The organism is Halomonas sp. C22 (assembly GCF_007655045.1).
In the GTDB taxonomy this organism is placed as follows: domain Bacteria; phylum Pseudomonadota; class Gammaproteobacteria; order Pseudomonadales; family Halomonadaceae; genus Vreelandella; species Vreelandella hamiltonii.
On sequence record NZ_VBVC01000001.1, the window covers coordinates 496,635 to 521,687 of the forward strand.

Below are 25,053 nucleotides of genomic sequence, written 5' to 3' on the forward strand. Positions count from 1 at the left end.
CCCCTGATGAAAAAGACGATAAGCATACGAGCCATGCTCATTAGCCTATTCGCTGCCGCCGTTCTGGGCGCGATGGTACTGGCGGGCACCGGCTGGATGACGAATCAGCGGCTGATCAACGTTCAGCACCTCATCACCAGCGATGTACTTCCTTTGCAGGATGCCAGCCGCAGCATGGTACTGACCATGGGCGCGTTTGGTCAGCGTCATGCCGACCTGCTGGCGGCCGACAGCGAGGCGGCCCTTGACGGCGTGACCTCGCGCAGCGCGTTGAACGAACGCTTTGCACGTGCGCGAGACGGGTTGGAGCGCAGCAGCCAATCGGCGCTATCGAACCAGCTCAGTGCACTGGACACTCACTACCAGAGCTTGCTGGCGGGTGATGAAACACTGGAAGAAGTACGCCGTGAAGCCTTGAATCTCTCGGCACAAATGGTCTCCCAGCTGCAACAGATGCAGGCTGCCATCACCACGGTCATGCACAGTGCCGAAGACATCGCCGGTCGCACGGCGCTGGCGCAGGTGCGTGAAGAGCGCCGTCAGCGTGAGCTGATGGAAGCCTGGCGTGAGGAGGGCACGACCTCGCTACCGACCCAACTGCTGGACACCATGTTCGCTCCTCGGGTGGACATTGGACGGCTGAGCGGCAATGCCCGCATGGCCGTGGCGACGCTATCCGACCTTGGGCGCCAGATGATGCAGGTGGAGAGCGTGGATGCGCTGGTCAACCTGCGTACCAATGAGATTGCCCAACAGGTAACCCTGGCACGCCAGTCGCTGGCTGCCATGGGAGAAGCACCCAGCACGACCGTCGAACAGCGCGCGCTGATCGCCGAACTGGACTCGGTGATTGCCGACCTGCATGCCCTGATGGTGGAAGATACCGGCTCCGTTTATGACCTGCGCCAGCAGCAGCTGGCCCAAGGCGAGCAGGTACAGGTGGCGCTGGCCAGCGTGGCACAGGCGTCCGATGAGATGCAGGGCGTACTGAGCGATATCGAAGCCTACACGGTCGAGCGCGCCGCCAGTGCCAGCAGTGAAGCGGAAACGCTGGCCAACGCCGGGCGCACGCTGCTGGTACTGGTCACGCTGGGCGTCATCGGCGTGCTGGCCATTTTTGGTTGGCGCACGATGGTGCGGGTACTGGGTCCGCTGGTCGCCATGCGCCGTCAAATGGAAAGCATCAGCGGTGCTGCGGGTGAAAATGCCGACCTCTCCATGCGTCTGGCCCTGGCCCACAATGATGAAGCAGGGCAAACCGCCCAGGCCTTCAATGAGATGATGGACACCTTCGAAGCCATGGTGGCACAGATCCGCGAAAGCGCCGAAGCCATTGCTTCCAGCAGCCGCCAGATCGCCGCAGGCAACGAGAACCTGTCACAGCGTACCGACCAGCAGGCGGCTTCGTTGGCAGAAACCGCGTCCAGCCTCGAACAGATTACCGCCACGGTCAAACAGACGGCGGACTACGCCGACCAGGCCAAAGATGCCAGCACCAACGTCGATGGGCGTGCCCGCTCGGCGGGGGATGTTGCCCAGCGTACCACTGCTGCCATGAGCGACATTCGCCAGGCCAGCGAGAAAATCACCTCGATCATCAAGGCCATCGACGATATCGCCTTCCAGACCAACCTGCTGGCACTGAATGCGTCGGTCGAGGCAGCCCGCGCGGGAGAACAAGGGCGTGGGTTTGCGGTGGTCGCCCAGGAAGTGCGCAAGCTGGCGGGGCGTAGTGCCGAAGAGGCTGCCCAGATTCGCCATCTGGTCGATGACAGCGTCCAAAAAGTCAGTGAAGGTGAGCAGTTGGTGACGGCCTCCAGCCAGCACCTGCAAGAGATCATCGACAGCCTCACCGAGGTCACCCGTTATGTGACCGAGATCGCCGATGCCACCAAAGAGCAGTCGGCCGGCATCGATCAGATCAATCAGGCGATTTCGCAACTGGATCAGGTGACCCATCAGAACGCACGGCTGGTACAGGAAGCCACCACGGCAAGCCACACGCTGGATGAGCGCGCGGGGGACATGCACTCCCTGGTCAGCCGCTTTCAGGTGAGCCACGATGCCGGGCGTCAGCCTGCGGCGCTGCCCTCTCAGTCATTGTCTCAGTCATTGTCTCAGTCATTGTCTCAGTCATTGTCTCAATCACCGTCCCAGTCTCGAGGACATGCTCAATCACAGCCCGCTCGCTTGAAATAAGCGCTTCTCCATCCCCCTTTCCCCGACAGCGAACGCCCCGGCGTTCGCTGTTTGCCTCTCAATCGGTTGAACTTTGCTGCACTTGCCTACACTGATAAAGAGTGAATCAAGACAAGGAGGCAAGATGACGACGCTAGTGATAGGGGCCAATGGACAGATTGGCCAGCAGTTTTGTGCCTTGGCCAAACAGGCGGGCACGCCCGTCAAGGCGATGATTCGTCACCGAGAGCAGGCGGCATGGTTCGAAGAACGCGGCATTCCTACCGTGATCGCCGACCTGGAGGGTGAGCTGGAGCATGCCTTCGAAGGGTGTGATCAGGTGGTGTTCACGGCAGGGTCGGGGCCGCACACCGGGCCTGACAAAACCCTGTTGATCGACCTGTTCGGTGCCATCCGCGCAGCGGATATCGCCAGCCAGCGCGGCTTGTCACGCTATATCATGGTCAGTGCGCTGCGCGCTGAAAAACCTCTGGAAGCCCCGCAGAACATGCGACCGTACATGGCGGCCAAGTTCGCTGCCGACGCCCACCTGCGCCATAGCGATATCTCCTACGTGATTCTCAAGCCGGGGCGGCTCACCGATGATCCCCCCAGCCACAAGTTTGCCAGCAGCGTGGAAGAAGCGGGCGACAATCGCATTTCGCGTGCCAACGTGGCCCATGCGCTGCTGAGGGTGGTGCAGACGCCTTCGATCATCGACCGCGACATTACCCTGCTGGATGGCAAACGCCCCATCGATGCGTTGTTATAACGCGTCACTCAGGCGCTCATTCAGGGCAGCCATGAAGGTCTCGATGCGCAGTGCGTTGGTGCCCACGTCGCTGGCACCCAGGCGAGAGGCTGAACGCATGTCCACTCGGGTACCCGCTGGCTGCTCGGTCAAGCGAATCACCACATCGTCCTCGAAGCCAAACCAGCGGGTAGTGGCCGTGGCTTCCAGGCGGTCTGGAGCGATGTCGGCAATCTGCCAGCCTGCTGCCTCGACTTCCGCCTGCACCGCCGCCAGTACAGTGACGGCATCGGCCGCTACCTGCAGCGGCTGAATTCGAGGGTAGGCGGCTTGCTGCTGCCTTGCCGTGGCATCACCGGGGTAGTCGACGGCATTGGGGGCGGCCTCGCGGGCTTCACGAAGGGCCACGAAAGCCGGCGGATTTTGCGTATCGGTGGTGATGTCATGAATGACAGGCGCCTGCTGGGCACGTTGCCACTGCTGCCAAGGCAAGTACAGCAGCGCCGCCGTGGCCAGCAGGACGAGCAGTGCCGCACCCGCGGTGCCTGCCCGTCGAGTGAACGCACTGATGAGCAGCGCCAGCACGCTCAAGGCCAGCGCGGCCATGGCCGTGAACACACCATTGCGCAGCAACGTAAATGCCTCACCCAGCCCTACCCATTGCCAGCGATACGCCGGGCCAGCGATGGCCATCATGGTCACGGCCGCCAACAGCGCCACCAGGCTCAGCCAGACCAGCGCGCTGGGCCAGCGGCTTTTGTTGCGTGTACGGCTGAATGTTCTTGTGAATGCTCTGGCCATCCCTTTCCCCTTGGAAACATGACGTGTCTGCCCAGCATAGCCAGCGATGTGGTAGCGTGGCCACTTTTCCCGCCTGACCCAAGATGCCGCCATGAGGGACGCTCCATGCACTCACCCAGACACTCTTCATCGGATGTGACCGCCACGCAGGCAACGGCTTTGCTCGCCGGCCGAGTGCGCGCGCTGATCGAGCAAGCGCCTCGGCAGGCCCTGCCCATGACCTACCAGCAAGTGGCGGCTGCCCTGGGGCTCACCCCGCCGGGCACCATTGCGCAAGTGGCCAATGCGCTTGAATGGCTCATGGAAGAGGACGTGGCGGCAGGGCGGCCCCTGGTCGCGGCGCTGGTCATCAGTCGGCGTGGCGAAGATCGTCCGGCCAGCGGGTTTTTCGAAAAGGCCGTGGCGCTGGGGCGCTTTCCGCAGGACCCCGCGACCCACGCGGAGCACTACCTGGCCGAGCGCGAGGGGGCCATGAATCTCCGTTGACTCACGCCTTGCGCAGCGGGTCGAGCAGGCCACTCAGGCCGTTATGGTCGATTTCGTGCATCAAGTGCAGCAGCTGGCCAATCTCCCCGGAAGGGAAGCCTTCTCGCGCAAACCAGTTGAGATAGGGCCCAGGCAGGTCGGCGATGATCCATCCTTCGTATTTGCCAAAGAGCATTTTGCGTGAGACCAGCTTTTCGAGGTCTTCGGGTTTCATTCGGTAATTCCTTTCATTCTCATTTAAGCGTTCTTTTATGTTTCCGCGCCCACGGTTTTTTGTTAGACTTTCGTCGACAATCACACCCCCCTCGACGCTGGGCGCTCACTGCTCCGGCACGTCATTTCTGTATCGTCAGGGACATGACATGCAAAAACGTTTAAGTCTTTTACTCTGCTCGCCGCTGCTGGCGCTAGCAGCAATGCCCGTTTCGGCCGATGAACCGGTCGATGTCCTGCTGATTGGTGGCGGCATCATGAGCGCTACGCTGGGCACCTATCTCCAGGAGCTGGAGCCGGAGTGGAGCATACACCTCTACGAGCGATTGGATGAAGTCGCCGCTGAAAGCTCCAACGGCTGGAACAACGCAGGTACCGGACACTCGGCTTTCTGCGAAATGAACTACACCCCTGAGCAGTCGGACGGCAGTGTGGCCATCGACCGTGCGGTCAACGTGACCGAGCAGTTCGAGGTGTCTCGCCAGTTCTGGGCGCACCAGGTGGACCGTGGCATGCTCGGCGAGCCCGGCTCGTTCATCAGCACCTCTCCGCATTTGAGCCTGGTATGGGGCGAAGACGACGTGGCGTTCCTGCGCGAGCGTCACGCTACCATGGTACAGAACCCGCTCTACGCCGGAATGGAGTACTCCGAGGATTGGCAGGAGCTGGCCGAGTGGATGCCGCTGGTCATGGCCGGTCGTGAGAACGACGGCACCCCGGTGGCAGCAACGCGCATGCAGATGGGCACCGAGGTGAACTACGGTGCGCAAACGCGCCAGATGATCGAATCTCTGGCCCAGGGCGACAACTTCACGCTGGGTCTGAACAGCGAAGTGCGTGGTTTCGAGCGCAATGACGACGATACCTGGCAGGTTCGTATCGCCGACTTGACCAGCGGTGATGAATTCACCATCGATGCACGCTTCGTCTTCATCGGTGCGGGCGGTGCTGCGCTGCCGCTGCTGCAGGAAACCGGTATTCCTGAAGTAGAGGGCTACGGCGGCTTCCCGGTGGGTGGCCAGTTCCTCTACACCACCAACCCGGACGTCGTGTCTCAGCACCTGGTGAAAGTGTATGGCAAGGCCGGTGAAGGCTCACCGCCGATGTCGGTACCCCACCTGGATATCCGCTATCTGGACGGTGAACCCGCGCTGTTCTTCGGCCCGTTTGCCACCTTCTCCAGCAAGTTCCTGAAAGAAGGCTCCTGGACCGACCTGTTCGGCTCCATGACGCTGAACAATACCTGGCCGATGATGCAGGTCGGAGTCGATAACTTTGACCTCGTGCGCTATCTGGTCAGCCAGGTGATGATGTCGGAAGAAGACCGCTTCGAAGCGCTGCAGGACTTCTACCCGGAAGCCAACCCCGAAGACTGGTCGCTGTGGACAGCGGGCCAGCGTGTGCAGATCATCCGCAACGATGAAGAGCAGGGCGGCGTGCTGCAGTTTGGTACCGAAATCATCAGCTCTGCCGATGGCAGCATGGCTGCGCTGCTGGGCGCTTCGCCGGGCGCTTCCACTGCTCCGTCAATCATGCTGAACCTGCTGGGGCGTGTGTTCCCCGAACAGGTGGCCACCGAAGAGTGGCAGTCTACCCTGACCGCCATCGTGCCGTCCTACGGCCAGAAACTGGCGGAAAACCCGGAGCTGCTGCGTGACGTGCGCGCCTATACGGCACAAACCCTGCAGCTTGACGAGCCCATGAACCTGCAGGCGGGCGATGCCGTCGAGGCAAGTGACGTCGAAGACGCCGCTGACGAGGCGGAGCAGGACGCCGAACCCGCTGACGAAGCGGAAGCTCAGGACAGCGAGCAGGAAGAAGAGGTGACACAGGCGTAAGCACGACGCCTGAAGTTCGGCCTATACAACGCCAGCCTTCGGGCTGGCGTTGTGCGTTTCGTTCATTGCTAGGCGGCGTATTCCACCAGCAGGGCGATCAGGGCACGGGATGCCTCATGGCCAGGTTGATCGCCTCGATATACCACCCCGATATCCCGGTGAAAGGTGTGCTCACCGAGGCTGACTGCCCTGATGCCGCTGGGCCAATGGTCAAGGGCACGAGGCTCTGGTACCAGCGCGACGCCCACGCCGTTGGCCACCAGCCGAACGATGGCATCCAGTTCATCGACTTCACACACATCGCGCACCTGGCAGTGCTGATCGCGCAAGAAGCGCTCGACCTGCCGCCCCCCAAAGGACGTCCGGTCGTAACGCACGAACGGATGACGCTCCAGCAATGCTCGCCAATCGCTCCCTGACCAGTCCTGCGGTACCAACAGGCGAAAGGGTTCATGGGCCAGTGGCTGCCAGCGCAGGTCGCTGTGCAGCGAGAAGGGCGGCCGAATGATCACGGCCATATCGAGCTCTCCTGCATCCACCTGGCTCATCAGCCCCAGTGACAGCCCAGGGACCACCCGGCTGCGGCAGTGGGGAAAGTCGCGGTGAAAATGTGCCAGCACGTCCGGCAGCAGCGTACGTTGATACGAGGCAATGGCGCCTAGCGTGATGAGCGTGCCGGGGGCCTTATCGGTGCCTGCTGCCCCCAGCGTTCGGTACAGCGCCAGCAGGGCGCGGGCTTGCTGCAGGGTGGCCTGGCCTTGCGAGGTGAGGACGGCATTGCGACCGCTGCGCTCGAACAGTGTGACCCCCAGCTCCGCTTCCAGGCGCTTCATCTGGGCGCTGACGGCCGCCTGGGTCAGTCCGGTCTGCTGCCCGGCAGCCGCAAAAGTGCCGTGCTGGGCCACGGCGACAAGCGTTTTAAGCTCACGAATCATGATCGGTAACTCATCAATATTTTTTGTGAGTTTATCAAAAAACAATTGATTTTATTTTTGCATGGCGGCTTTTAGGATGGCTGAACCAACCATAAACGCAGCACATCGCGGCATACCCGATAACAGGAGCTTCTCATGAGCCTTTCCCCTTTCCACCTGGCAATCCCCGTTTACGATGTGCCGCTGGCACGCGCTTTCTACAATGATGTTTTTGGTCTGGAAGAGGGGCGTTCCAGTGACCATTGGGTGGATTTCAACTTCTTTGGCCACCAGCTGGTGATTCACGGGCATCCCAAGACGCCTGGGCAGGAAAGCGCCCATACCAACCCGGTGGATGGCCACAATGTGCCGGTACCGCATTTTGGTGTCATCCTGGAGTGGGATGAGTGGGAAACGCTGGCCGAGCGCCTGAAAGCCCGCGATACCGATTTCGTGATCGAACCCTATATTCGCTTCAAGGGAGAAGTGGGCGAACAGGCCACCATGTTCCTGCTCGACCCCTGCGGCAATGCGCTGGAGTTCAAGGCGTTCAAGGACAAGAGCCAAATTTTTGCCAAGTAAGTGCGCTTGTGTCGCCGACAGGGCGCGTGTCAGGCGCGCATGGCCTGCTCCTGACGGCGATGCTGTAGCGGTGGCTCGCCAAAGTAACGCTTATAGTCGCGGCTGAACTGAGGCACGCTGCGGTAGCCGACGGCCAAGGCGGTCTGGTTGACGTTATGGCGGTCCTGCAGCAATAGCTGCTGAGCCTTCAGCAGCCGCAACCGTTTCAAGTATTGCGCTGGGGAAGCCCGAGTGATCTGCTTGAAGTGCTGATGAAAGGTCGAGACGCTCATGTTGGCTTGACGAGCCAGCTGTTCCACCGAGAACGGATCGGCAAAATGAGCGTGCAGGTGGGAAAGCACCTGCACGATTCTCGCATAGTGGCCATGGCCGCTGACCAGCGCACGCAGCGCTTGCCCCTGTTCCCCCTTGAGCGCTTCGAATACCACATCGCGTATGCGCGCTGCCCCCATGGTGCGGCACTCCATCTCGTCGTGCAGGGTGTGGGCGAGCCGCAGTACGGCGGCCTGCATGCCCTCGTTCATGGCCACCGAGGCCATGGGCCTGGGGGTTTTCACGGTTTGCACAAGCGGCCCCTGATCGCCCATGGCCGTGACCAGCTCGTTGAGCAGTGCGGGGTCCAGAGAGACCGAAATACCCAACAGCGGCGCCTCTTCGGAGCCGTGTGTTTCGCACTCGAAAGGCAGCGGCAGGGTCTGAACGAGATAGTGGCCAGGATTGTAATGAATCTCTCGGTCACCCAGGTAACCGATCTTTCGCCCTTGGGCAATCACCGTCAGCCCCGGTTCGTACATGAGCGGGGTGCGCGGCTGATGCCGTTTCAGACACAGCAGGCTGACGCGTGGCAGTGTCGAGGCGTTCATTCCTTCCCGTCGAATCAAGGGAGAAAGGCACTGAGCGAGTGCATTACCGGCAGCGGTGGTAGTGGCCATGGTAGCTCCGAAAGGTAGGCAGTCTTGGGGCAGCTGCGACGATTGTGCCTTTTTTGAGCGAATTTTTGTTATTTTATTACGCTTGAGTAGAGAAATAGGCAAAAAAAACGGAGCTTCGTTCATCGCTAACCGCGGCGGTACGGCCAATAATGGTGACTTCTCTCGCATGGGCGGGATGCCTTGAACAGGAGTTTCCATGAGCCAAGCAAAATCTTACGCCGCGTTTTCTGCCGACAAACCCCTCGCGCCGTTTACCTTTGAGCGTCGTACGCCGCGTGCCGACGACGTTGCCATCGAAATTCTCTACTGTGGCGTATGCCACAGCGACCTGCACTTTGCGCGTAACGACTGGGGCATGAGCCAATACCCCGTCGTGCCCGGCCACGAGATCGTCGGCCGCGTGACCGCCGTGGGCAGCGACGTCAGCCGCTTCCAGGTAGGCGATCTGGTAGGGGTGGGCTGTATGGTCGATTCCTGCCGCACCTGTTCGGCCTGCCAGGAGGGCGTAGAGCAATACTGCCTGGAAGGCTTCACCATGACCTACGGTAGCCCCGACCGTCAGGACGGCACCCTGACCCAGGGCGGCTATTCCGATGCCATCGTGGTGAGCGAGCATTTCGTGCTCAAGATGCCCGATGGTATCGATCTGGCCTCGGCAGCGCCTATCCTGTGCGCAGGTATCACTACCTACTCACCGCTGAAGCATTTCGGGGTAGGTAAAGGGCACAAGATCGGTGTGATTGGCATGGGTGGCCTGGGCCATATGGGCGTGAAGCTGGCCAAGGCGCTGGGCGCAGAAGTCACGGTATTTACCCGTTCCGACGCCAAGGTAGAGGAAGCCAAGCGAAACGGCGCTGACCACGTGGTGGTGTCCAGCGACCCGGCGCAAATGGAGGCCGTGGCAGAGACCTACGACTTCATGCTGGACACCGTGCCGGTGCAGCATGACCTCAACCCCTACCTGGCCGCGCTCAAGTACAACGGTACGCATATCATCGTCGGTCTGCTGGAGCCCATCGAGCCGACCATCGAAGCGTTCAATCTGGTCTTCAAGCGCCGCGTGGTGGCTGGTTCACTGATCGGCGGGATTGCCGAAACGGAAGAGCTCTTGAAGCTGTGCGCCGAACAGAACATCACCTGCGATATCGAAATGCTGGATATCAACGACATCAACGAAGGTTTCGAGCGCATGGAAAAAGGTGACGTGCGTTACCGCTTCGTGATCGACATGGCCACGCTGAAAAACACGCCTGCCTGAGGCATTTCACGGGTAGCGATGCCCACTCTCCGAGGGTTTCTCGGGGAGTGGGCTTTTTTGTGGGCCCATCAATGAAAATTTGTTGATATACATAAGTCGTAGAGAGGCCGTTTTTTGGCGTGGATTGTTTTACCCTTCGCTTGAGCAGTGCCATAACGAATAAGCACAAGGGAACTCACCCATGAAGCATCTCTCAATCAAATGGAGCCTGACGGCTGCCCTCGCGGTGCTGGTGGTGATGATTGGCCTGATTAGCGGGCTGGGCTTTTATGCCAATACCAACAGCGGTCAGGCACTTGCCGAAATCAACAATACCAATGTGAGGCTGGTCAATCTGGCCAACCGAATGCAGGTCAATGCGTTACGGGCGCAGACCTTTCTCGACCGCGCTGCCAGCTTCAGTACCATGGGCAATCCTGAAAGAGGTCAGGAAAGCCAGGGGCAGGCAGTGGAGGCCACGCAGATCGCGCAACAGTACTTCGAGGAGTTCTCCTCTGTGGTGGTGGCCCCGGAAAGTGAGCTTTCCCGCTACCGAAATGCGGTGGCCGAGGCTTATCAGGCCTTTGTGGTGGAAGGCTTGGAGCCCTTGTTGAATGCGCCGCCTTTCCAGATCCAGCGTCGCCAGGCGGAGCTGGGCGAGCATAGCGCGCGTCTGGATACGGCGATGAGCGATTTTGTGGCCTATACCGAATCCCGTGGTCAGCAGGTGATGCAACAGGTTGAGCGAGTCGCGACCTGGGTAGGTGCCATCGCCATTGGACTACTGCTGTTTTCACTGTTGGCGGCGCTGGTCATTCGTATTGCCATGGTGCGAGGGGTGGTCACGCCGCTGCGCCAGGCACTGGACCACTTTGCGCGCATTGCCGACGGCGACCTGACCGGGCGTATCGAAGACCGCGGCCGTAACGAGATTGGCCAGCTGTTCATTGGACTGGCCGCCATGCAGGAAAAGCTCAGAACGCTGGTCCTCTCGTTGCGCAGCAGCAGTGAACACGTCTATAGCGGGGCCAGCGAGATTTCCTCCGGCAGCCAGGACCTCTCCTCGCGTACCGAGCAGCAGGCCGCCGCGCTTCAGCAAACGGCTTCCAGCATGGAGCAGATGGCGACCACGGTGGGCACCAATGCGGATATCGCCCAGCAGGCCGACCAGCTCTCCGTGGCGGCATCGCAGTCGGCAGAGCTGAGTGGCGACGAGGTCGAGCGAACCGTGCAACTGATGCGGGATATTGCGGCCAGCGCCGACAAGGTGAACGACATCATTGGCGTGATCGACTCGATTGCCTTCCAGACCAATATCCTGGCGCTCAATGCCTCCGTGGAAGCGGCCCGAGCCGGTGAGCAGGGGCGCGGCTTTGCCGTGGTGGCCAGTGAGGTGCGTTCTCTCGCTACCCGCAGTGCCGAGTCGGCCAAGGAGATTCGCGGTCTCATCGAGCAAACCACGGCACAGATCACCAGCGGTGCCAGCCAGGCCGAGCGCAGCGGGCAAACCATCCATCAGACGGTGGACGCCATTCGTCAGGTCACCACGCTGGTGGGTGAAATTTCCACGGCAACCCGTGAACAGAGCGGAGGGATCGAGCAGATCAATGCGGCGCTGACCGAAATGGATTCGGTGACCCAGCAGAACGCGGCGCTCGTGCAGGAAACCAGTGCGGCGGCCACTGCCCTGGAGGGCCAAGCCAGTGGCCTGGCAGAACTGATCTCCACCTTCCGGCTGGCCGCTGGCGAGCAATTGTCGCCTGCGCCGCAGGAGGCAGCACCAGCCCTGGGTCGACAAACGCCAGGGCAGACGCCTGCCAAGTCGATTCAAAAGCAGGACGAGTGGGACGAATTCTAAGAGGAAGACCATAGAACGCCCCCTGAGCGCACGATTTGCTCAGGGGGCGTTTTTCTTTCAGGCGTGGGCCACCACGCGCAGGCGCACGTAGTCGGCAGTCCAGTTGCCGTGCCCATCGCTCAGGCTGTGCGACAGCAGGTTGACGGTATGGTCAAACACGGCATCTTTCAGGTCGTCATCCAGGCCGTGGAAGAACGGGCTGGCAAAGGTGTCCAGCCAGTTGGCCATGCCCTTGGGCAGCGGCGTAGGGCGCGGGATGAGCTCGATGCTGTCGATACGAAAGCCCACCGTTTGCAGCAGGTTGGCGTAATCCTCTGCCGTCGGGAAATACCACGGGTGACGCCCTTTGGAGCTGATACCACGGAACTGTAGCGAGGCAATCAGCGCGGTGCAGATGGCCGCCACGTTGCCGTGCCCACCAAACTCGGCCACGAAGCGCCCCCCGGGCTTGAGGGCCCGCTTGACGCCGGCCAGCACGGCCTGAGGGTCGAGCATCCAGTGCAGGGCGGCATTGCTGAAAACCGCATCGAACTCGTGGTCGAAGGGCAGTTGGTGGCCATCGACGACCCTGGCCGTCACGCCGCGCTGCTGCGCCGCCGCGACCATTTCCGCCGACGCATCGACGCCCAGCACGTCAGCGCCCAGCTGCATGATGCGCTCGCTCAATACGCCATCACCGCAGCCCAGATCCAGAATGCGCTCACCCGGCTGAGGGGAGAGCAGCTTCAGCACCTCGTGGCCCAGCTTGGGCACGAAAGATGCGTTTTCCGCGTACTGGCTAGCATTCCATGCTTGCCCAGGCGGGGTATGTGAGGCGTTTGTCATGGCGGCATCCTGGCATCGTTATTCAGTGGTGCGATTATTCAGAGTGAAACACTGTATTAGAATAACGCTTTTTACAGTATAGCCATCCGCTGGATAAGCCCCAGTCAGCACGTACATTTTTCACGTTTACCCTGCCCATCATTCGGGCAGGGCGTAGGCAATGACGCTATCGCCCAGCGTGGTTTCCGATTGGAAAGAGCCGCCTGCGGCGATGACGACATACTGGCGGCCCTGGTGCACGTAGGTCATGGGGTTGGCCTGCCCGCCTGCTGGCAGGCGCTGTTCCCATATCAGTTCGCCGGTCGCGCTGTCGAAGCCGCGCAGGTAATCGTCCATGGCAGCCCCAATGAAGGTCATGCCCCCTTGGGTGGCCAACGGGCCACCGCTGGTGGGGGCACCCACCGTCATCTTGAGGCGCGAGGGAATGCCCAGCGGCCCCTGGTCCATGCTGGTGCCCAGCGGGCGTGACCAGACGATCTCGCCACTGTTCAGGTCGGTGGCGCTCAGAAAGCCCCAGGGTGGCGCCGTACACGGCATGTCCAGCGGAGAGAGCCAGGCTCCGCGCTCCGCTGCCACGGGTGCGCCCAGCATGGGCTGGGCCTGCTGGTCGATGTAGCTGGCATCCTGAGCGCCAATGGGGGCAATGTCATCCATGTCGTCGGCTTCTTCTCGGGGGTAGAGCACCACCTGCGAGGGCATGCGGTTGTTGTTCACGATCATCAGTTGGCGCGTGGGATCGAACGAGGCGCTGCCCCAGTTGATGCCGCCCAGGATGCCAGGAAACTGCAGCATGCCGCCTTCCTCCAGGGTGGGAGGAGTAAACATGCCCTCGTAGCGCATGCGCTGGAACTCGATGCGGCAGTAGAGGTGGTCCAGTGGCGTCGTGCCCCAGGTATGCGCCCCGGTCAAGCGTTCGACTTCCTGCCCTGGCAGTGAGCCAAAGTTGGGCATGTCTGGTGAAAAAGGCTGTACCGGCGAGGTCCAATCTCCTTCGATGGCACCCTGAGGCACGGCGCGCTCCTCGATGCTGCGCAGGGGTTCACCGGTTTCACGGTCGAAGACGAACACCTGCCCATATTTGGTGGCTTGCACCACGGCCGCTCTGGGGCCTTCCTCGGTGGGGAAGTCGATCAGCGCTGGCTGCGCCCCCAGATCGTAATCCCATAAATCATGTATCACGGTGGTGAATTTCCAGGCGACGTCGCCGGAGTCGGCTTCCACGGCGACCAGTGATGCAGTGAAGGCATCCTCCTCCGGCGAGCGGTCGCCGCCATATTGGTCATTGGTAGGGTTGCCGGTGGGCAGGTAGACCAGCCCCAGGGCTTCATCGGCCGTGATGGCTGCCCACACGTTGGGGGTGCCTCGCGGGTACACTTCACCGGGTTCGGGCTGTTGGTCGGGGGTCGTCCAGACCGCGTCCCAGGTCCACTGCCACTCGCCCGTGAGGGCATGGTAGGACCTCACGGCGCCGGAAGGGCCGTCCCGGCGCTGATTGTCGGTCACCTGATGCCCTACGATCACACTGTCGTTGACCACGGTAGGGCCCGATGTATTGGAGAGATAGCCCGGTGCCTGCGGGTCCATGAACTCATACAGGTCCACGGTTCCCTGTTGGCCGAAATCGGTGCACTGAGAGCCATCATCGGCATTCAGGGCCATCAGGCGTCCATCCATGGTGCCCATCAGCAGGCGGCGCGGGCACTGGGTCGTGGGGTCGTCGGTTTCATGGTATGCCAGCGAGCGGCAGGCGGCAGAAAACACATGCTCCAGCGCATCGCGGTCGACCTGTGGGTCGAAATGCCACTGCTGCTCGCCGTTGCCGGGGTCCAGTGCAAATACCTGGTTGCTTTGGGTGCATACATAGACGCTGTTGCCCACTTTCAGTGGCGTATTCTGAAAGGCATAAGGTGTCGCGTCGCTATGGGGAGTATCGCCGGTATTGAAAGTCCAGGCCTCGCTGAGCCGAGCCGCGTTGTCTGGCGTGATCTGACTGGCCTCGGAAAACCGCCGAGCCGACGCATCGCCACCGTAGGCCGGCCAGTCCATGGAGGTCTGGTCGTTCATGTCAGGCGAGGAAGCGCCTTCCGCCAAGCGTGCCTGTGCCGGGGAGTCGATATCCACATGACGATCCTGCAACAGCCACAGAAGTGCCAGGCCCGGCAGCGCCAGGGCGATCAGGCCCGGCAGGCGTGCCCCCCAGCCAGGCCGGTGGCCGCGGTGTCGGTACAGCGCGGGTAACAGCAGCAGCGCCACCGCCAGCAAGCCCCACAGCACCCCCATGCGCGCCAGTAAGTCCACCTGCCAAATCGGCAGCCAGCCTTTCTGGTCGATTTCCCATAACGACCAGGCCAGGGTAGCCAGCACCGTCGCGGCGTAGAGCCAAACGCCCGATGGGGAACGGCGCCACATCAGCACGGCGGCGCTCAGGATCGCAAGGCCCGCCAGCAGGAAATACCACGAGCCCCCGAGCAGGACCAGGTATCCCCCACCTACGATCATGGGCAGGCTCAGTAGCAGGAGTACGCCTGCCAGGGCGAGCATGGCCCAGACGGCCGGTCCTTTGCGATAGGTAGCGTCCATGTCTTTTCCTTTGGTTATGGGGCGGGTGTTGCCTGCGTGGCAACAATGCTGAATTAACCTTAGAAGAGCAGGCAGGGCTTGGCGAGTAGAGGAGGGTTGTTTAACCCATGTGGCCTCGTGAAGCTGCATTTGCCTGCAAGCGAGCCTCGCGGGTTGCCGCAAGCAGGCAAGAATGCGTTACGATTCAAGTATTCCGACAAAGCACGCCCCCTACCATTTCGTGATCAGTGAGGCACCATGAACGACGTTATCAAGCTCTTGCAGTCCCACCGTTCCATTCGTAAATTCACCGACCAGGAGATTCCCCGTGGGCTGCTCCTGGAGCTGATCAAGGCCGGGCAGGCGGCGGCGACCTCCAGCCATGTGCAGGCGTACAGCGTGATTCACGTGAAAGATGCAGCCAACCGAGAGCAACTGGCCGAACTGTCCGGTGGCCAGGGCTATGTGGCCAGCAGTGCGGTATTTCTGGTGTTCTGCGCCGACATGAAGCGTCCTACAGAAGCCTCGGCGCGTACTGGCGCCAACGTAGAGCGCGGCATGACCGAGCAACTGCTGGTGGCCACCGTGGACACGGCGCTGATGGCCCAAAACGTGGCCGTGGCGGCCGAGTCGGAAGGGCTGGGCATCTGCTACATCGGCGGGATTCGCAACAACCCCGAGGCCGTCAGCGAGCTGCTCAAACTGCCGCCCCATGTCTACCCGGTATTCGGCATGTGCCTGGGCTACCCGGACCATCAGCCGGAGGTCAAACCCAGGCTGCCCGTGGAGGCGATTCTGAAAGAGGACTACTACACTGAAGACAGTGATCAGGTCGTGGCCTTCGATGACACCATGCGGGCTTACTACCAATCACGCAGTAGCGGCAATAAAAACAGTGACTGGTCGCACAACCTCACCCCTCTGTTCGACAACAAGCTGCGCCCCCACATGCGTGACTTTCTAGTGAAGCGTGGCTTTACCATGAAATAAGGAGCCCTTCATGTCCCTACAGCGTGCCTACCTTCTCTTCGCTGGGCTTTACAGCCTGCTGCCAGTGATGGGCGTCATTGCCATTCTCTTCGGGGGCGGGACACCGCTGGCGCTGGTGCACCTGTTCTTTGGGGTGTTGGGGGTCGTGGGGCTGTGGGGATACATGCTCAACCGAGGCGTCATGAATCAGCGCATGTGGCGGCCGCTGGCGCTGGTGTTTGCCGTGGGAAGCCTGGTGCAGATGGGCATTCTGCTGAGTACGCCAGTGGCGGGCGTAGAATTGACCTGGATGCTCATCAGCAGCATCTTTGCCCTCATACTGGCCGTCATGCTCTATCACTACGGCAATCGAGACCAGCCGCTGTGGGCCAGTGAAGAAGAGCGAGTGGCCGCGTCGAAGCTGGCCCAACTGCTGGAGCAGCAGTCCAACGTCACGGCGTATCACCGGGAGCCGGGTCACGAGAACAGTGTCCGCGTCTCCAAAGTAGGCAATGCCTATCAGGCCAGCGTTACCCGCCGCACCCCCAAAGGTCAGGAGACGTTCGAGCAGCGCTTTCGCCATCCTGAAACGCTGCTGTTCTTTGCCGAAAAGTTCGCGAGTGTCGCGCCACAGGAGTTCACTCGCCAGGAGGCGCCAGGCTCGCAGCTGGCGTGATCACCATCACGCTTGCAGCAGCGGACTGTTGGCCAACTGGCTCGCCAGTTGGCCCTTGATGAACTGGTAGAGAGGCGTAATGCGCTTCGGCAAATGTTCCTCGGCCACTCGCTGGTCGATATAGTAGGCGGCACGGCTACCGCAGTAGTCGATCACGCCGCCCACTTGATGAAACTGGAGGCCGGAAGCCTTCAGCAAGCGGCTGAAGCGTGGCTCGAGCATGGCGAACGCATGAGGGCGCTGGCTGAGGCCCACCAAGGCGGTGGCGGCCAAAAACAGGCTCAGGCTGAGCAGGGCAGGGCTCTCCTTGATGCTTTCGTAGGGGCTTTGTACGTCGCTATGCTTGCGACGCACCGTAGGATGAACGGCCAACCGCGAGACTTCGCATACCTGCTGATGAGCAAAGCAGCGGGGGTGCGTGTTCGGTAAAAACAGATGCTCCCCATAATAGGCTTCCAGCGGCAGGCTGTGCTGCTCGTGGCCATTGTGCTCGTCGAACAGTACGACCCTCAGGCATCCTACATCCAATCCTGTGGCCTTGTGGTGAAGCAGGCACAGCAGCGACTGCTGGTCATGGTCATCGTGTTCGATATTGAGCGCACTGTCATTGCCGAGGTCGTAGTTCAACTCCTCGATGAACACCGCGTGGCGCAGGGTAAAGGCGCGCAGTTTTTCAATGGGTGTATGAGCAATCAACAGGGAAAAATGCGTGTCGAAGAAGGCCGGTGAAAAGGTGTTTTCGACAAGCGTTTCAGGCGTGGTGACGGGGGGAGTTATTGTCGTGATCACCATCGTTATCCTTGTATGAGCTGCGTTAATGGGATGGGTTTGCCCAAATAGAACCCTTGTCCATAGGTAATGCCGTACTCTTGCAGAATAGGCGTCAACGGTGCCTGATCAACGAATTCAGCGATGGTCTGTTTACCGAACCCCTTGGCAATGTCGGCAATTGCCTTGACGATGGTATGGCTGTCGGGATTGATCAGCAGGCTACGAATGAACGAGCCATCGATCTTGATGTAATCCACCGGCAGTTGGCCAAGATAATGGAAACTGCTGAAGCCGATGCCAAAGTCGTCCAGCGCGGTACGGCAGCCCAGGTCTCTGAACGTTTGCAATACGTTGCGGGCGGTGGAAAAGTCGGTGATGGCTGCCGTTTCCGTGACTTCGAGAATCAGATGGTGAGGGTCGGCACCGCTGCTGCGCAGCTCGTCGGTGAGGTACTGTTTCAAGCCCAGGTCGTGAAGCGACTGCCCCGACAGGTTCACGGCCAGTGAAACACCGCGCTCCTGCAGCTTGCCCAAGGCTTGCAGGCTGTGCCTGATGACCCAGCGGTCCAGAGCGACTACCAGGCCGCTCTGCTCGGCGACCGGAATGAAGTGCTGAGGCGCCACCAGACTGCCATCCGGGTGTCGCATGCGGACCAGCACTTCGTAATGTTTGATATCGTGATCCTTGAGGCGCACGATGGGCTGCACCATCAGCTCGAACTGCTCGTGTTCCAGCGCGTTGTGCAGCTGTTCTACCCAATACACCCGCTCCTGCAGCTCATCCTTGGCATTTTCGGCCTGGGACAGCAGGTACCAATCCTGATTGCTGCTCTCTTTGGCCTTGTACATGGCCATGTCGGCGCTGGCCAGCAGGTCGGCAGAAGTCTGCCCATGGGCCGGGAACAGCGCGATCCCCATGCTGGCAGAGATATGATGTTTCCGGCCTGCGGCCTGGAAGCCAATGCTGCTCAGCAACTGGTTGATATAGTCGGCGACGCTGATGGCTTGCTCGCTGTTCACCCCTTCCAGCAACAGGGCAAACTCATCGCCCCCCAGCCTGGCAATCGTGCCACGCTGCCCGAGATTGATGAACAGCGTTTCGGCAACTTCACGCAGCAGGTGGTCGCCCACATGGTGCCCGCTCAGCTCATTGACCTCCTTGAACTCGTTGAGGTCGAGCAGCACGATGGCGCCTTCGCTCTGACACAGCAGGGCGTGCTGAACCGCATCCTGGAAATAGCGACGGTTGTACAGCTCGGTGAGTGGGTCGTGTTCGGCCAGCCAGGTCAAGCGCTCTTCGGCAGCTTTGCGTTCGGTGATGTCCAGACCTACCGAAATGCGTGCTCCCCGCTCCCGATGGCTGCTGGTGAGTGGCGCATGGTACCAGGCCACGGTGGCGTAGCGCTTGTCCTGGGTATGCAGGGTTTTCTCTTCCTGCTGATGGCTGGCGAACTGGCCTGCGGGCTGCGCGTTGCGGTGCTCCGCTCCCCCAGGCAGAGGGTGGGCAGAGCTGTCGAAGATGTCGTAAAAATGGCGGCCTACCAGATCCTGGTCCGCCAACCCCAGGCGGCTGCGGGTATATTCATTGACTCGTTGAATGCGCCCAGTGGCCGTTTGCACGACGATGAACACCTGGGCCGTATCCAGCAGGCTATTGACGAAATCGCGCTCGCTGGCCAACTCCTCGATACGCTCGGCCAGTTGGCCGCTGTGATCATGTACCGACGACTCCAGACGCTCCAACTGGTCGGCCAGGGTGCGCGTGGCATTTTCCAGTATGTCGATCTCATTGGAGCGCCTGGGGGTTGTCATGGGCAGGCGGGTGCGCACGCGCTGAAACTGCCCATCCGACAGCGTCGGTAACAGGGCCGCTACACGGCGCAGCCGCGCCATGGGCCCGAGCAGGATCGCCAGCAGCAGCAATTCCGCCGCCAGCCAGCCCGCCACGCCCAGCGCCAGCAGCGTGTTGGTGGCCCGCTGAATGGCCGTCGTTTGCGTCGTGATGTCTGAAATCAACAGAAAATAGCTGGTGCTGCGCCAATCGGCATCGTCTTCCATGTAAACCGCGCTCAGCTCCAGGTAGCGTCCGGCGTACTCCATGCTGAAAGGCGTGTCTGCCAACTGGTAGATCGGCGTTGCCAACGAGGCTTGCTCCAGCAGTGGCAGGGTAGGTTCTCGGTTGGTGATGGCCACCAGATGACCGTTCCAGCCTGGCAGGTATCGCGATGGGTCGTTGGAGTCACCCTCGACGTGGCCCGTGACCATCAGCGCTACTTCGCTACCCGAGACCTCCTTGGCTTCGCGGGTGACGTCGGCAAGCGAACGAGACAGCATGACCATGCCGATGCTGTCGCCATCCACCAGAATCGGTACCGCCGCATATTGCTGGCAGCTGGTGGTACAGCGCAGCGTCTTGATGGGAATCTCTCGCGCCAGCAAGTCGTCTACCCAACCGCGAATGGGCAGCTCCATATCCGGGGAGCCCATCCCGGACTGCCCACGCTGCTGCCCCTGACGATCGAAGACGAACACGCCATCTACCCCGGCTTCCAACTGCAGCGAAGGCCACTGGGCTGCCAGCACCGTGCGTAGGCCTTCATCATCGTTCTGAGCCAAGGCATTGCCCAGGTCGGGGGCGTTTGCCGTCAAGCCTGCCAACTGGCGCAGGTTATCGGCAGAGCGCTGCATGGCCAGGCGGATTTCTCGCTGCTGACGCTCATGATGCCCCTGACGGCTCTGTTCGAGCTGCTGGGTCAGGTGATGATGGCCAAGCCAGATGAACAGGGCCACCAGCACCAGCAGCAGCAAGCTGCTAGGCGCAATGACACGCCAGGCAAGACTCGAGCGACGCTTGACGGGTGGGCTGGACTGATTCATCGAGACAGATCCCGGTGGCAGGGTTTAAAAGCGCAGAGAGAGTTGAAACAGCAGCATGTTCCAATGCTTGCGGGTCAGGCCGGCATCGGGGTTGTCTTGCCGAGGCAGCCAACCGGTGCCATCCACGTAGTGATACTCCCCCGACAGCATGAGCTGGGGCGTGGGTGTCCACTGCACGCCCAGAGTGATGTCATCGGCGAATTGGGAATACGCAGGACCGAACCCGGCCCGTTCGTAGGCGCGGCCCGAACGGTCATCGGTATCGTTGACCAGCCGGTCGAAGCGAATCAGGCCGCTCCAGTCGGGAGAGAAGCGCCGCTGGTACTGGACATACCAGCTTTCACCCGTGATATCGAACGTGCGTGGCAGGTTCTCGCCGCTCAGGGCCTGCTGGCGCAGCGCGTATTCGGCGGTCACGCTCCAGTACTCCTGGTTGTACTGCAAGGAAGCGATCCACGGTTGAAACTCGAAGTCGGCCGCCTGACCCACGAGCGTGGCATCGAGGTGCACCGAGGCCGTGCTCAATGCCGCTACCCACTGGCCGCTGTGGTCTTCGAAGAGCAGCTGCGCGATGGCCGAGGGCTCGGAGGCAGACACTCGTTGGGCCATGCCGCCAAACAGCTGGTCGGATAGCTCTGAGCCCGTCTGCGGGCGACCCAGGCCGCCTCTCAAGCGCCACGTACCCGCCGCGGTATGCTCCTCGGCATACAGGCTGATACCATCCGCCGCCAGCCCCAGTGCGCGGGTGCGGTCAAAGTAGATGGATTGAGGCAGCAAAATGCTCGGGCGTGTAAAGGCCACGTCCCGGGTCTGGTTGTAGAGTCCAAACGGGTTCTTGAAGCGGCCTACCTGAACCCCCAGCGTGCGCGCCGGGCTGGACAGCATCTGGTAATCCACCACGCCATAGTCGAGGGTGGGGGCCGCATCGCTGGTAGCGCCTCCCGCACGGCGGCTGAGCAGTTGGCCTGCCACCAGCACCCGGCGGTGTGGGCGAAACGAGGCATTCAACCCCAGTTCGGTATACTCCAGGCTGCCCTTGTCGCTACTGGGGCCAAAGAAGTCGTTATGGTCGGTGATGACCAGTGCCTGGCTGAGAAACCCGTGCACCTGAAGGGTGTCGGCGGGGTGCTCTTGAGCCATGCCTGCCATGGGCAGCCAGGCCAGCAAACCCGCCAGGGCGCAGCGCTGCCCCAAGCCCTTACTCCATGGAAATGACACGGACGCTTTCATCCAGGTACTCCCGTTCAAGGTAGCCTAGCGCGCCGGGAGTGCGGGCAACTCGCTCGCGCATATCCACTTGGTCGCGTACACGGTGGGGCGCTTGCCCCATGCCAGAAAACACCATCCTGTCCCAGGCGAGCTGCAGCTGATGCGGGTAGACGGCCAGCATCTCCTTGGCAAAGCGGGCATGTACAGGGTCGCGATTGGGTAACACAAAAACCTGCATGGCCTGGCCGCCAGGCCAGGTGCGTTGGCGCATGGCAAACATGGCGCGAAGGGCATCCCGTGGCAGCGCTGAAAGTTCGATGTCCGGGTGAGCCACGAGAACGATCGCCGTGAACGACTCGGTCGGCTCGGCTTCGGCCAGGGCACTGGCGGGTACCAGCCATAGCCAGATCAAGGCCAGCAGCCCATAGGCGCGCCAGGGTCTCCGTGGCATCACGTTCAGCAAGGGCACCAGGAACAAGTGCCGTGTGTCATGGGTGTAAGAATGGGAAATCCCCCTGCAACGTACAAACGATGACCTAACAACGCTTCCGTCTCGACCCTGCCGTTCTTGTCATTTTTATATTAGAAAGATAGTACGCTAAAAGCGCGACAGGGTAACGATCGTCAGCACTTGAAAAAGCATGCTTATTCAACGATCAGTGACTGTAGGCGGTCTGGGTAATCCGTAAACAGTCCGTTGACTCCCATGCGCATCAGGCGCTCCATCTCTGGGCGCTCGTTGATGGTGTAAACGTGCACTGGCAGGCCGTTCTGCTGGGCCAGACGAATAAAGTCGGCATCGATCACGTCCTGCCCATCACGCTGGGCGTTGGTGCCGATCCCGACGGCGTATTCGGCGATGCGCTGAAAGTCGCTGGCACGCATCTGGGCGGGCCCGGGCGTGGTGTCGTTCCACTCGACCAAGGGGGAGCCTTCGCCCTCGCCAGGGGAGTACCACAACAGTTGCACCAGCGGGATCTCAGGATTGAGCGCCTGTATTTTCAGCAGGCTTTCCTGAGCAAACGACTGCACCAGTACACGGCCTTCCTGTACAAGGTCGTAGGCCTCCAGGCGCTCTACCAGCGCGGCTTCCAGGCCTGGGTTCAAGTGGGGTGACTTGGTTTCGATATAATAGCGGGTGGTATGCCCGAAGTGATCGAACAGTTCCTCCAGCGTCAGCATGGGTAAACCGACAAAGTCATCCGACGCTTGCTCGGGGTTTGCTTCGTTGAACCAGCTGCCGGTATCCAGCGCCTTCAGCTCGGCCAGCGTGTGCTCATGGATATGCCCTTCACCGTTACTGGTACGTTCCAGCGTGTTGTCATGAAAAATGACCACTTCGCCATCGGCGGTGAGCTGAGCGTCCAGCTCCAGATAGTCCACACCCCACTCGTGAGCCAGCTCGTAGGCGGGCATCGTGCTTTCGGGAGCGTGACCGCTGGCGCCACGATGCGCGATGACCTGAAAGTTTTCCAAGGCGTTCAACTGCTGGGCCAGCGGCGGCTCGCTGGCGACCCCGGCAGTAGCAACGGTCATGAGTGCCGTCAGTGCGGCAGCAGTACTCGTATAGCGCGGCATGGTGGCTCCGTGGAATAGGTAATATTTATCAAGACCATAACGTCTATCTATTGAAAACGCACGCACTCCCTGAAGAATCGGACGCACTCCCCGTGGCAGCGTGTTCATTCAGCACTTTCCCAGCACTCTCCACGAACAAGATGGCAATTAAAGGTATGCTGGTAGGAAAATACGCTCAATGTGGAGAACATCATGAGTCAGAAGAAGGGTAGGGGGGCGCTGGCACTTCGTGTGCTGTTTGCGGTGGTCATCGGGGTCGTGTTGGGCAGCGTCGTGCAAACCCAATTGAACCTGAGTGAGTTGCAGGCGTTGGGGGTGGCCATTCCTCTGGGTACACGGCTTTCGACCACGGCACAGGATCTTCTTCACTTTGCGCCCGTTTACGCAGGGCTGTTTCTGGCGGGGTTTCTGATCTCCCAGGCCGTGGCGGGCTGGCTCACTCGGCGGTGGCCTGCCAGCCTCCGACGCCTGGCCTTTGCGCTGGCGGCCGTGGCCGGGCTATGGCTGACTTTCCTGCTGACCAATATGTTTGCGCCCATGCCCACGCTGGTGGCAGCCACCCGCACTGCCGGTGGGCTGGCCGCCATGCTGGCAACGGCCGCCATAGCAGGCTGGCTGCTGGCCATGCTGACGTGTCCCGCATCGCACAAGCGCCATGGCCACACGTCTCTGGCCATGGCGCTGGTCGCCTTCGTGCTGCCCGTGACTCAGCCCGCTGCCGAAGCCCAAACGGCCTATCAGATCGACACCCTGGCCGATGCGCTGGAGCACCCTTGGTCGCTGGCATTCTTGCCCGATGGCCGCTTTTTGGTGACCGAGCGCCCAGGACGCCTATTGCTGCTGGATGACAGCGGCCAGACGCTGGCCGACCTCGATGGCGTGCCGGAGGTGTTTGCCTCTGGGCAGTCGGGGCTGTTCGATGTGCTGCTTTCTCCCCAGTTCGAGACCTATCAACAGCTCTACCTCAGCTACGCCTGCGGTACGGCCAGTGCCAATCATGCCTGCCTGGCTCGGGCCACCCTGGGTGATGGGCGTTTGGAGCAGGTAGAAGAGATTTTTCGGGTTCACCCCGCCAAGCGTGGCGATGCCCACTATGGGGGCCGCCTGGCATGGCTGCCGGATGACACGTTGATCCTCACTCTGGGTGATGGTTTCGATAACCGTGAAGATGCCCAGCGGGTGAGCAGCCATATCGGCAGCATCGTGCGCCTGAATGCCGATGGCAGCGTGCCCGACGACAACCCCTTCCTGGCCCAGGCCGATGCACTGCCCGAGCTCTACAGCATTGGCCATCGCAACGTGCAGGGGCTGGTCTACGACGCCCAGCGCCAGCAGCTGTTTGCCCACGAGCATGGCCCGCGAGGTGGAGATGAGCTCAACCTCATCCAACCCGGCAACAACTACGGCTGGCCAATTGCCACCGGCGGGCTGGATTACACCTGGGCCAGGGTCTCGCCGTTTACCGAATACCCCGGCATGCAGCTCCCGGCGCTGGAGTGGACGCCTTCTATCGCCCCTTCGGGCATGGCCGTCTATCGGGGCGAGCTGTTTCCCGAGTGGGAGGGCGACCTGCTGGTGGGGGCATTGGTCAATCGTGAGGTGCGTCGGGTACGCTGGCAGGAAGACGGCAGCGCAGAAGACATAGAGGGGCTGTTTGGTGAGCTGGACGCGCGCATTCGTGACGTGCGAGTAGGCCCCGAGGGTGCAGTCTATTTGCTGACCGACAGCCCTCAGGGCAAACTGGTCAGAGTGACGCCAATCGAGCCACAATAAGTACGAGACGATAAGTACAAGACAATA

Annotated in this window: 21 protein-coding genes; 10 read left to right on the forward strand and 11 right to left on the reverse strand. The window is 61.1% G+C overall.

Features of this window, described 5'->3' with window-relative positions; translation table 11 throughout:
* The first annotated feature begins 33 nt into the window (after positions 1-33).
* Together FEU76_RS02295 and FEU76_RS02300 are read left to right on the forward strand one after the other, a co-directional pair.
* Positions 34-2,199, forward strand: coding sequence for a methyl-accepting chemotaxis protein (locus tag FEU76_RS02295; RefSeq protein ID WP_260851334.1), 2,166 nt, complete (start codon positions 34-36; stop codon positions 2,197-2,199).
* Positions 2,200-2,323: 124 nt separating this feature from the next.
* Complete coding sequence (locus tag FEU76_RS02300) at positions 2,324-2,950, forward strand: SDR family oxidoreductase (protein WP_039175834.1); 627 nt, start codon at positions 2,324-2,326, stop codon at positions 2,948-2,950.
* Here FEU76_RS02300 and FEU76_RS02305 read toward each other — a convergent pair.
* Entirely contained in the window at positions 2,945-3,730 is a 786-nt protein-coding gene (locus FEU76_RS02305; RefSeq protein WP_039175837.1) for a DUF1499 domain-containing protein, read from the reverse strand. The two genes, FEU76_RS02300 and FEU76_RS02305, sit on opposite strands and share 6 nt — an antisense overlap.
* 105 nt (positions 3,731-3,835) lie before the next feature.
* Between FEU76_RS02305 and FEU76_RS02310 the strand changes: the two genes are divergently transcribed.
* Positions 3,836-4,216, forward strand: coding sequence for a hypothetical protein (locus FEU76_RS02310; protein WP_144980014.1), 381 nt, complete (start codon positions 3,836-3,838; stop codon positions 4,214-4,216).
* Between the two features lies 1 nt (position 4,217).
* Here the strand turns inward: FEU76_RS02310 and FEU76_RS02315 are convergent, their stop codons facing one another.
* Entirely contained in the window at positions 4,218-4,430 is a 213-nt protein-coding gene (locus tag FEU76_RS02315; protein ID WP_144980017.1) for a DUF3820 family protein, read from the reverse strand.
* 148 nt (positions 4,431-4,578) lie between these two features.
* Here FEU76_RS02315 and mqo point away from each other — a divergent pair, with 148 nt between their 5' ends.
* Positions 4,579-6,267: a malate dehydrogenase (quinone) gene (gene mqo, locus FEU76_RS02320; RefSeq protein ID WP_144980021.1), complete on the forward strand. Its 1,689-nt coding sequence runs from the start codon at positions 4,579-4,581 to the stop codon at positions 6,265-6,267.
* Between the two features lie 68 nt (positions 6,268-6,335).
* Here mqo and FEU76_RS02325 read toward each other — a convergent pair whose 3' ends face one another.
* Complete coding sequence (locus FEU76_RS02325) at positions 6,336-7,202, reverse strand: LysR substrate-binding domain-containing protein (protein ID WP_144980024.1); 867 nt, start codon at positions 7,200-7,202, stop codon at positions 6,336-6,338.
* Positions 7,203-7,337: 135 nt separating this feature from the next.
* Here FEU76_RS02325 and FEU76_RS02330 point away from each other — a divergent pair, with 135 nt between their 5' ends.
* On the forward strand, positions 7,338-7,763 hold the full coding sequence (locus tag FEU76_RS02330) for a VOC family protein (RefSeq protein ID WP_039175852.1): 426 nt from the start codon (positions 7,338-7,340) through the stop codon (positions 7,761-7,763).
* A gap of 29 nt (positions 7,764-7,792) precedes the next feature.
* On the opposite strand, the gene FEU76_RS02335 is transcribed toward FEU76_RS02330, so the two are convergent.
* On the reverse strand, positions 7,793-8,695 hold the full coding sequence (locus tag FEU76_RS02335) for an AraC family transcriptional regulator (RefSeq protein WP_039175854.1): 903 nt from the start codon (positions 8,693-8,695) through the stop codon (positions 7,793-7,795).
* A gap of 196 nt (positions 8,696-8,891) precedes the next feature.
* On the opposite strand from FEU76_RS02335, the gene FEU76_RS02340 reads away from it, so the two are divergent.
* Both FEU76_RS02340 and FEU76_RS02345 read left to right on the forward strand, forming a co-directional pair.
* Positions 8,892-9,953: an NAD(P)-dependent alcohol dehydrogenase gene (locus FEU76_RS02340; protein WP_144980027.1), complete on the forward strand. Its 1,062-nt coding sequence runs from the start codon at positions 8,892-8,894 to the stop codon at positions 9,951-9,953.
* A 181-nt stretch (positions 9,954-10,134) separates the two neighbouring features.
* Positions 10,135-11,790 (forward strand): methyl-accepting chemotaxis protein, encoded by a 1,656-nt coding sequence (locus FEU76_RS02345; protein WP_144980030.1) that lies wholly within the window; start codon positions 10,135-10,137, stop codon positions 11,788-11,790.
* Positions 11,791-11,847: 57 nt separating this feature from the next.
* Here FEU76_RS02345 and FEU76_RS02350 read toward each other — a convergent pair whose 3' ends face one another.
* A complete protein-coding gene (locus tag FEU76_RS02350) occupies positions 11,848-12,615 on the reverse strand; it encodes a class I SAM-dependent methyltransferase (RefSeq protein WP_144980033.1) in 768 nt (255 codons plus the stop codon).
* Between the two features lie 138 nt (positions 12,616-12,753).
* Positions 12,754-15,195, reverse strand: coding sequence for a membrane-bound PQQ-dependent dehydrogenase, glucose/quinate/shikimate family (locus FEU76_RS02355; RefSeq protein ID WP_144980036.1), 2,442 nt, complete (start codon positions 15,193-15,195; stop codon positions 12,754-12,756).
* Positions 15,196-15,432: 237 nt separating this feature from the next.
* On the opposite strand from FEU76_RS02355, the gene nfsA reads away from it, so the two are divergent.
* Together nfsA and FEU76_RS02365 are read left to right on the forward strand one after the other, a co-directional pair.
* The gene (gene nfsA, locus FEU76_RS02360; RefSeq protein ID WP_016916478.1) at positions 15,433-16,164 is read left to right on the forward strand and encodes an oxygen-insensitive NADPH nitroreductase; all 732 of its coding nucleotides are present in this window, start codon (positions 15,433-15,435) and stop codon (positions 16,162-16,164) included.
* 10 nt (positions 16,165-16,174) lie between these two features.
* Complete coding sequence (locus FEU76_RS02365; RefSeq protein WP_144980039.1) at positions 16,175-16,819, forward strand: hypothetical protein; 645 nt, start codon at positions 16,175-16,177, stop codon at positions 16,817-16,819.
* Positions 16,820-16,825: 6 nt separating this feature from the next.
* On the opposite strand, the gene FEU76_RS02370 is transcribed toward FEU76_RS02365, so the two are convergent.
* From FEU76_RS02370 to FEU76_RS02390, 5 genes are all read right to left on the reverse strand, one after another.
* On the reverse strand, positions 16,826-17,608 hold the full coding sequence (locus FEU76_RS02370) for a PEP-CTERM/exosortase system-associated acyltransferase (protein WP_039176113.1): 783 nt from the start codon (positions 17,606-17,608) through the stop codon (positions 16,826-16,828).
* A gap of 5 nt (positions 17,609-17,613) precedes the next feature.
* Positions 17,614-20,466, reverse strand: a complete 2,853-nt coding sequence (locus FEU76_RS02375) for a bifunctional diguanylate cyclase/phosphodiesterase (RefSeq protein ID WP_144980042.1) — start codon at positions 20,464-20,466, stop codon at positions 17,614-17,616.
* A 24-nt stretch (positions 20,467-20,490) separates the two neighbouring features.
* Entirely contained in the window at positions 20,491-21,684 is a 1,194-nt protein-coding gene (locus FEU76_RS02380) for a hypothetical protein (protein WP_313955425.1), read from the reverse strand.
* Positions 21,665-22,126, reverse strand: coding sequence for a hypothetical protein (locus FEU76_RS02385; protein WP_227407753.1), 462 nt, complete (start codon positions 22,124-22,126; stop codon positions 21,665-21,667). The genes FEU76_RS02380 and FEU76_RS02385 overlap by 20 nt, the downstream gene beginning before the upstream one ends.
* A 194-nt stretch (positions 22,127-22,320) precedes the next feature.
* Positions 22,321-23,253, reverse strand: a complete 933-nt coding sequence (locus tag FEU76_RS02390; protein WP_096921270.1) for a glycerophosphodiester phosphodiesterase — start codon at positions 23,251-23,253, stop codon at positions 22,321-22,323.
* A 192-nt stretch (positions 23,254-23,445) separates the two neighbouring features.
* Here FEU76_RS02390 and FEU76_RS02395 point away from each other — a divergent pair, with 192 nt between their 5' ends.
* Entirely contained in the window at positions 23,446-25,026 is a 1,581-nt protein-coding gene (locus FEU76_RS02395) for a PQQ-dependent sugar dehydrogenase (RefSeq protein ID WP_144980045.1), read from the forward strand.
* The last annotated feature ends 27 nt before the right edge of the window (positions 25,027-25,053 follow it).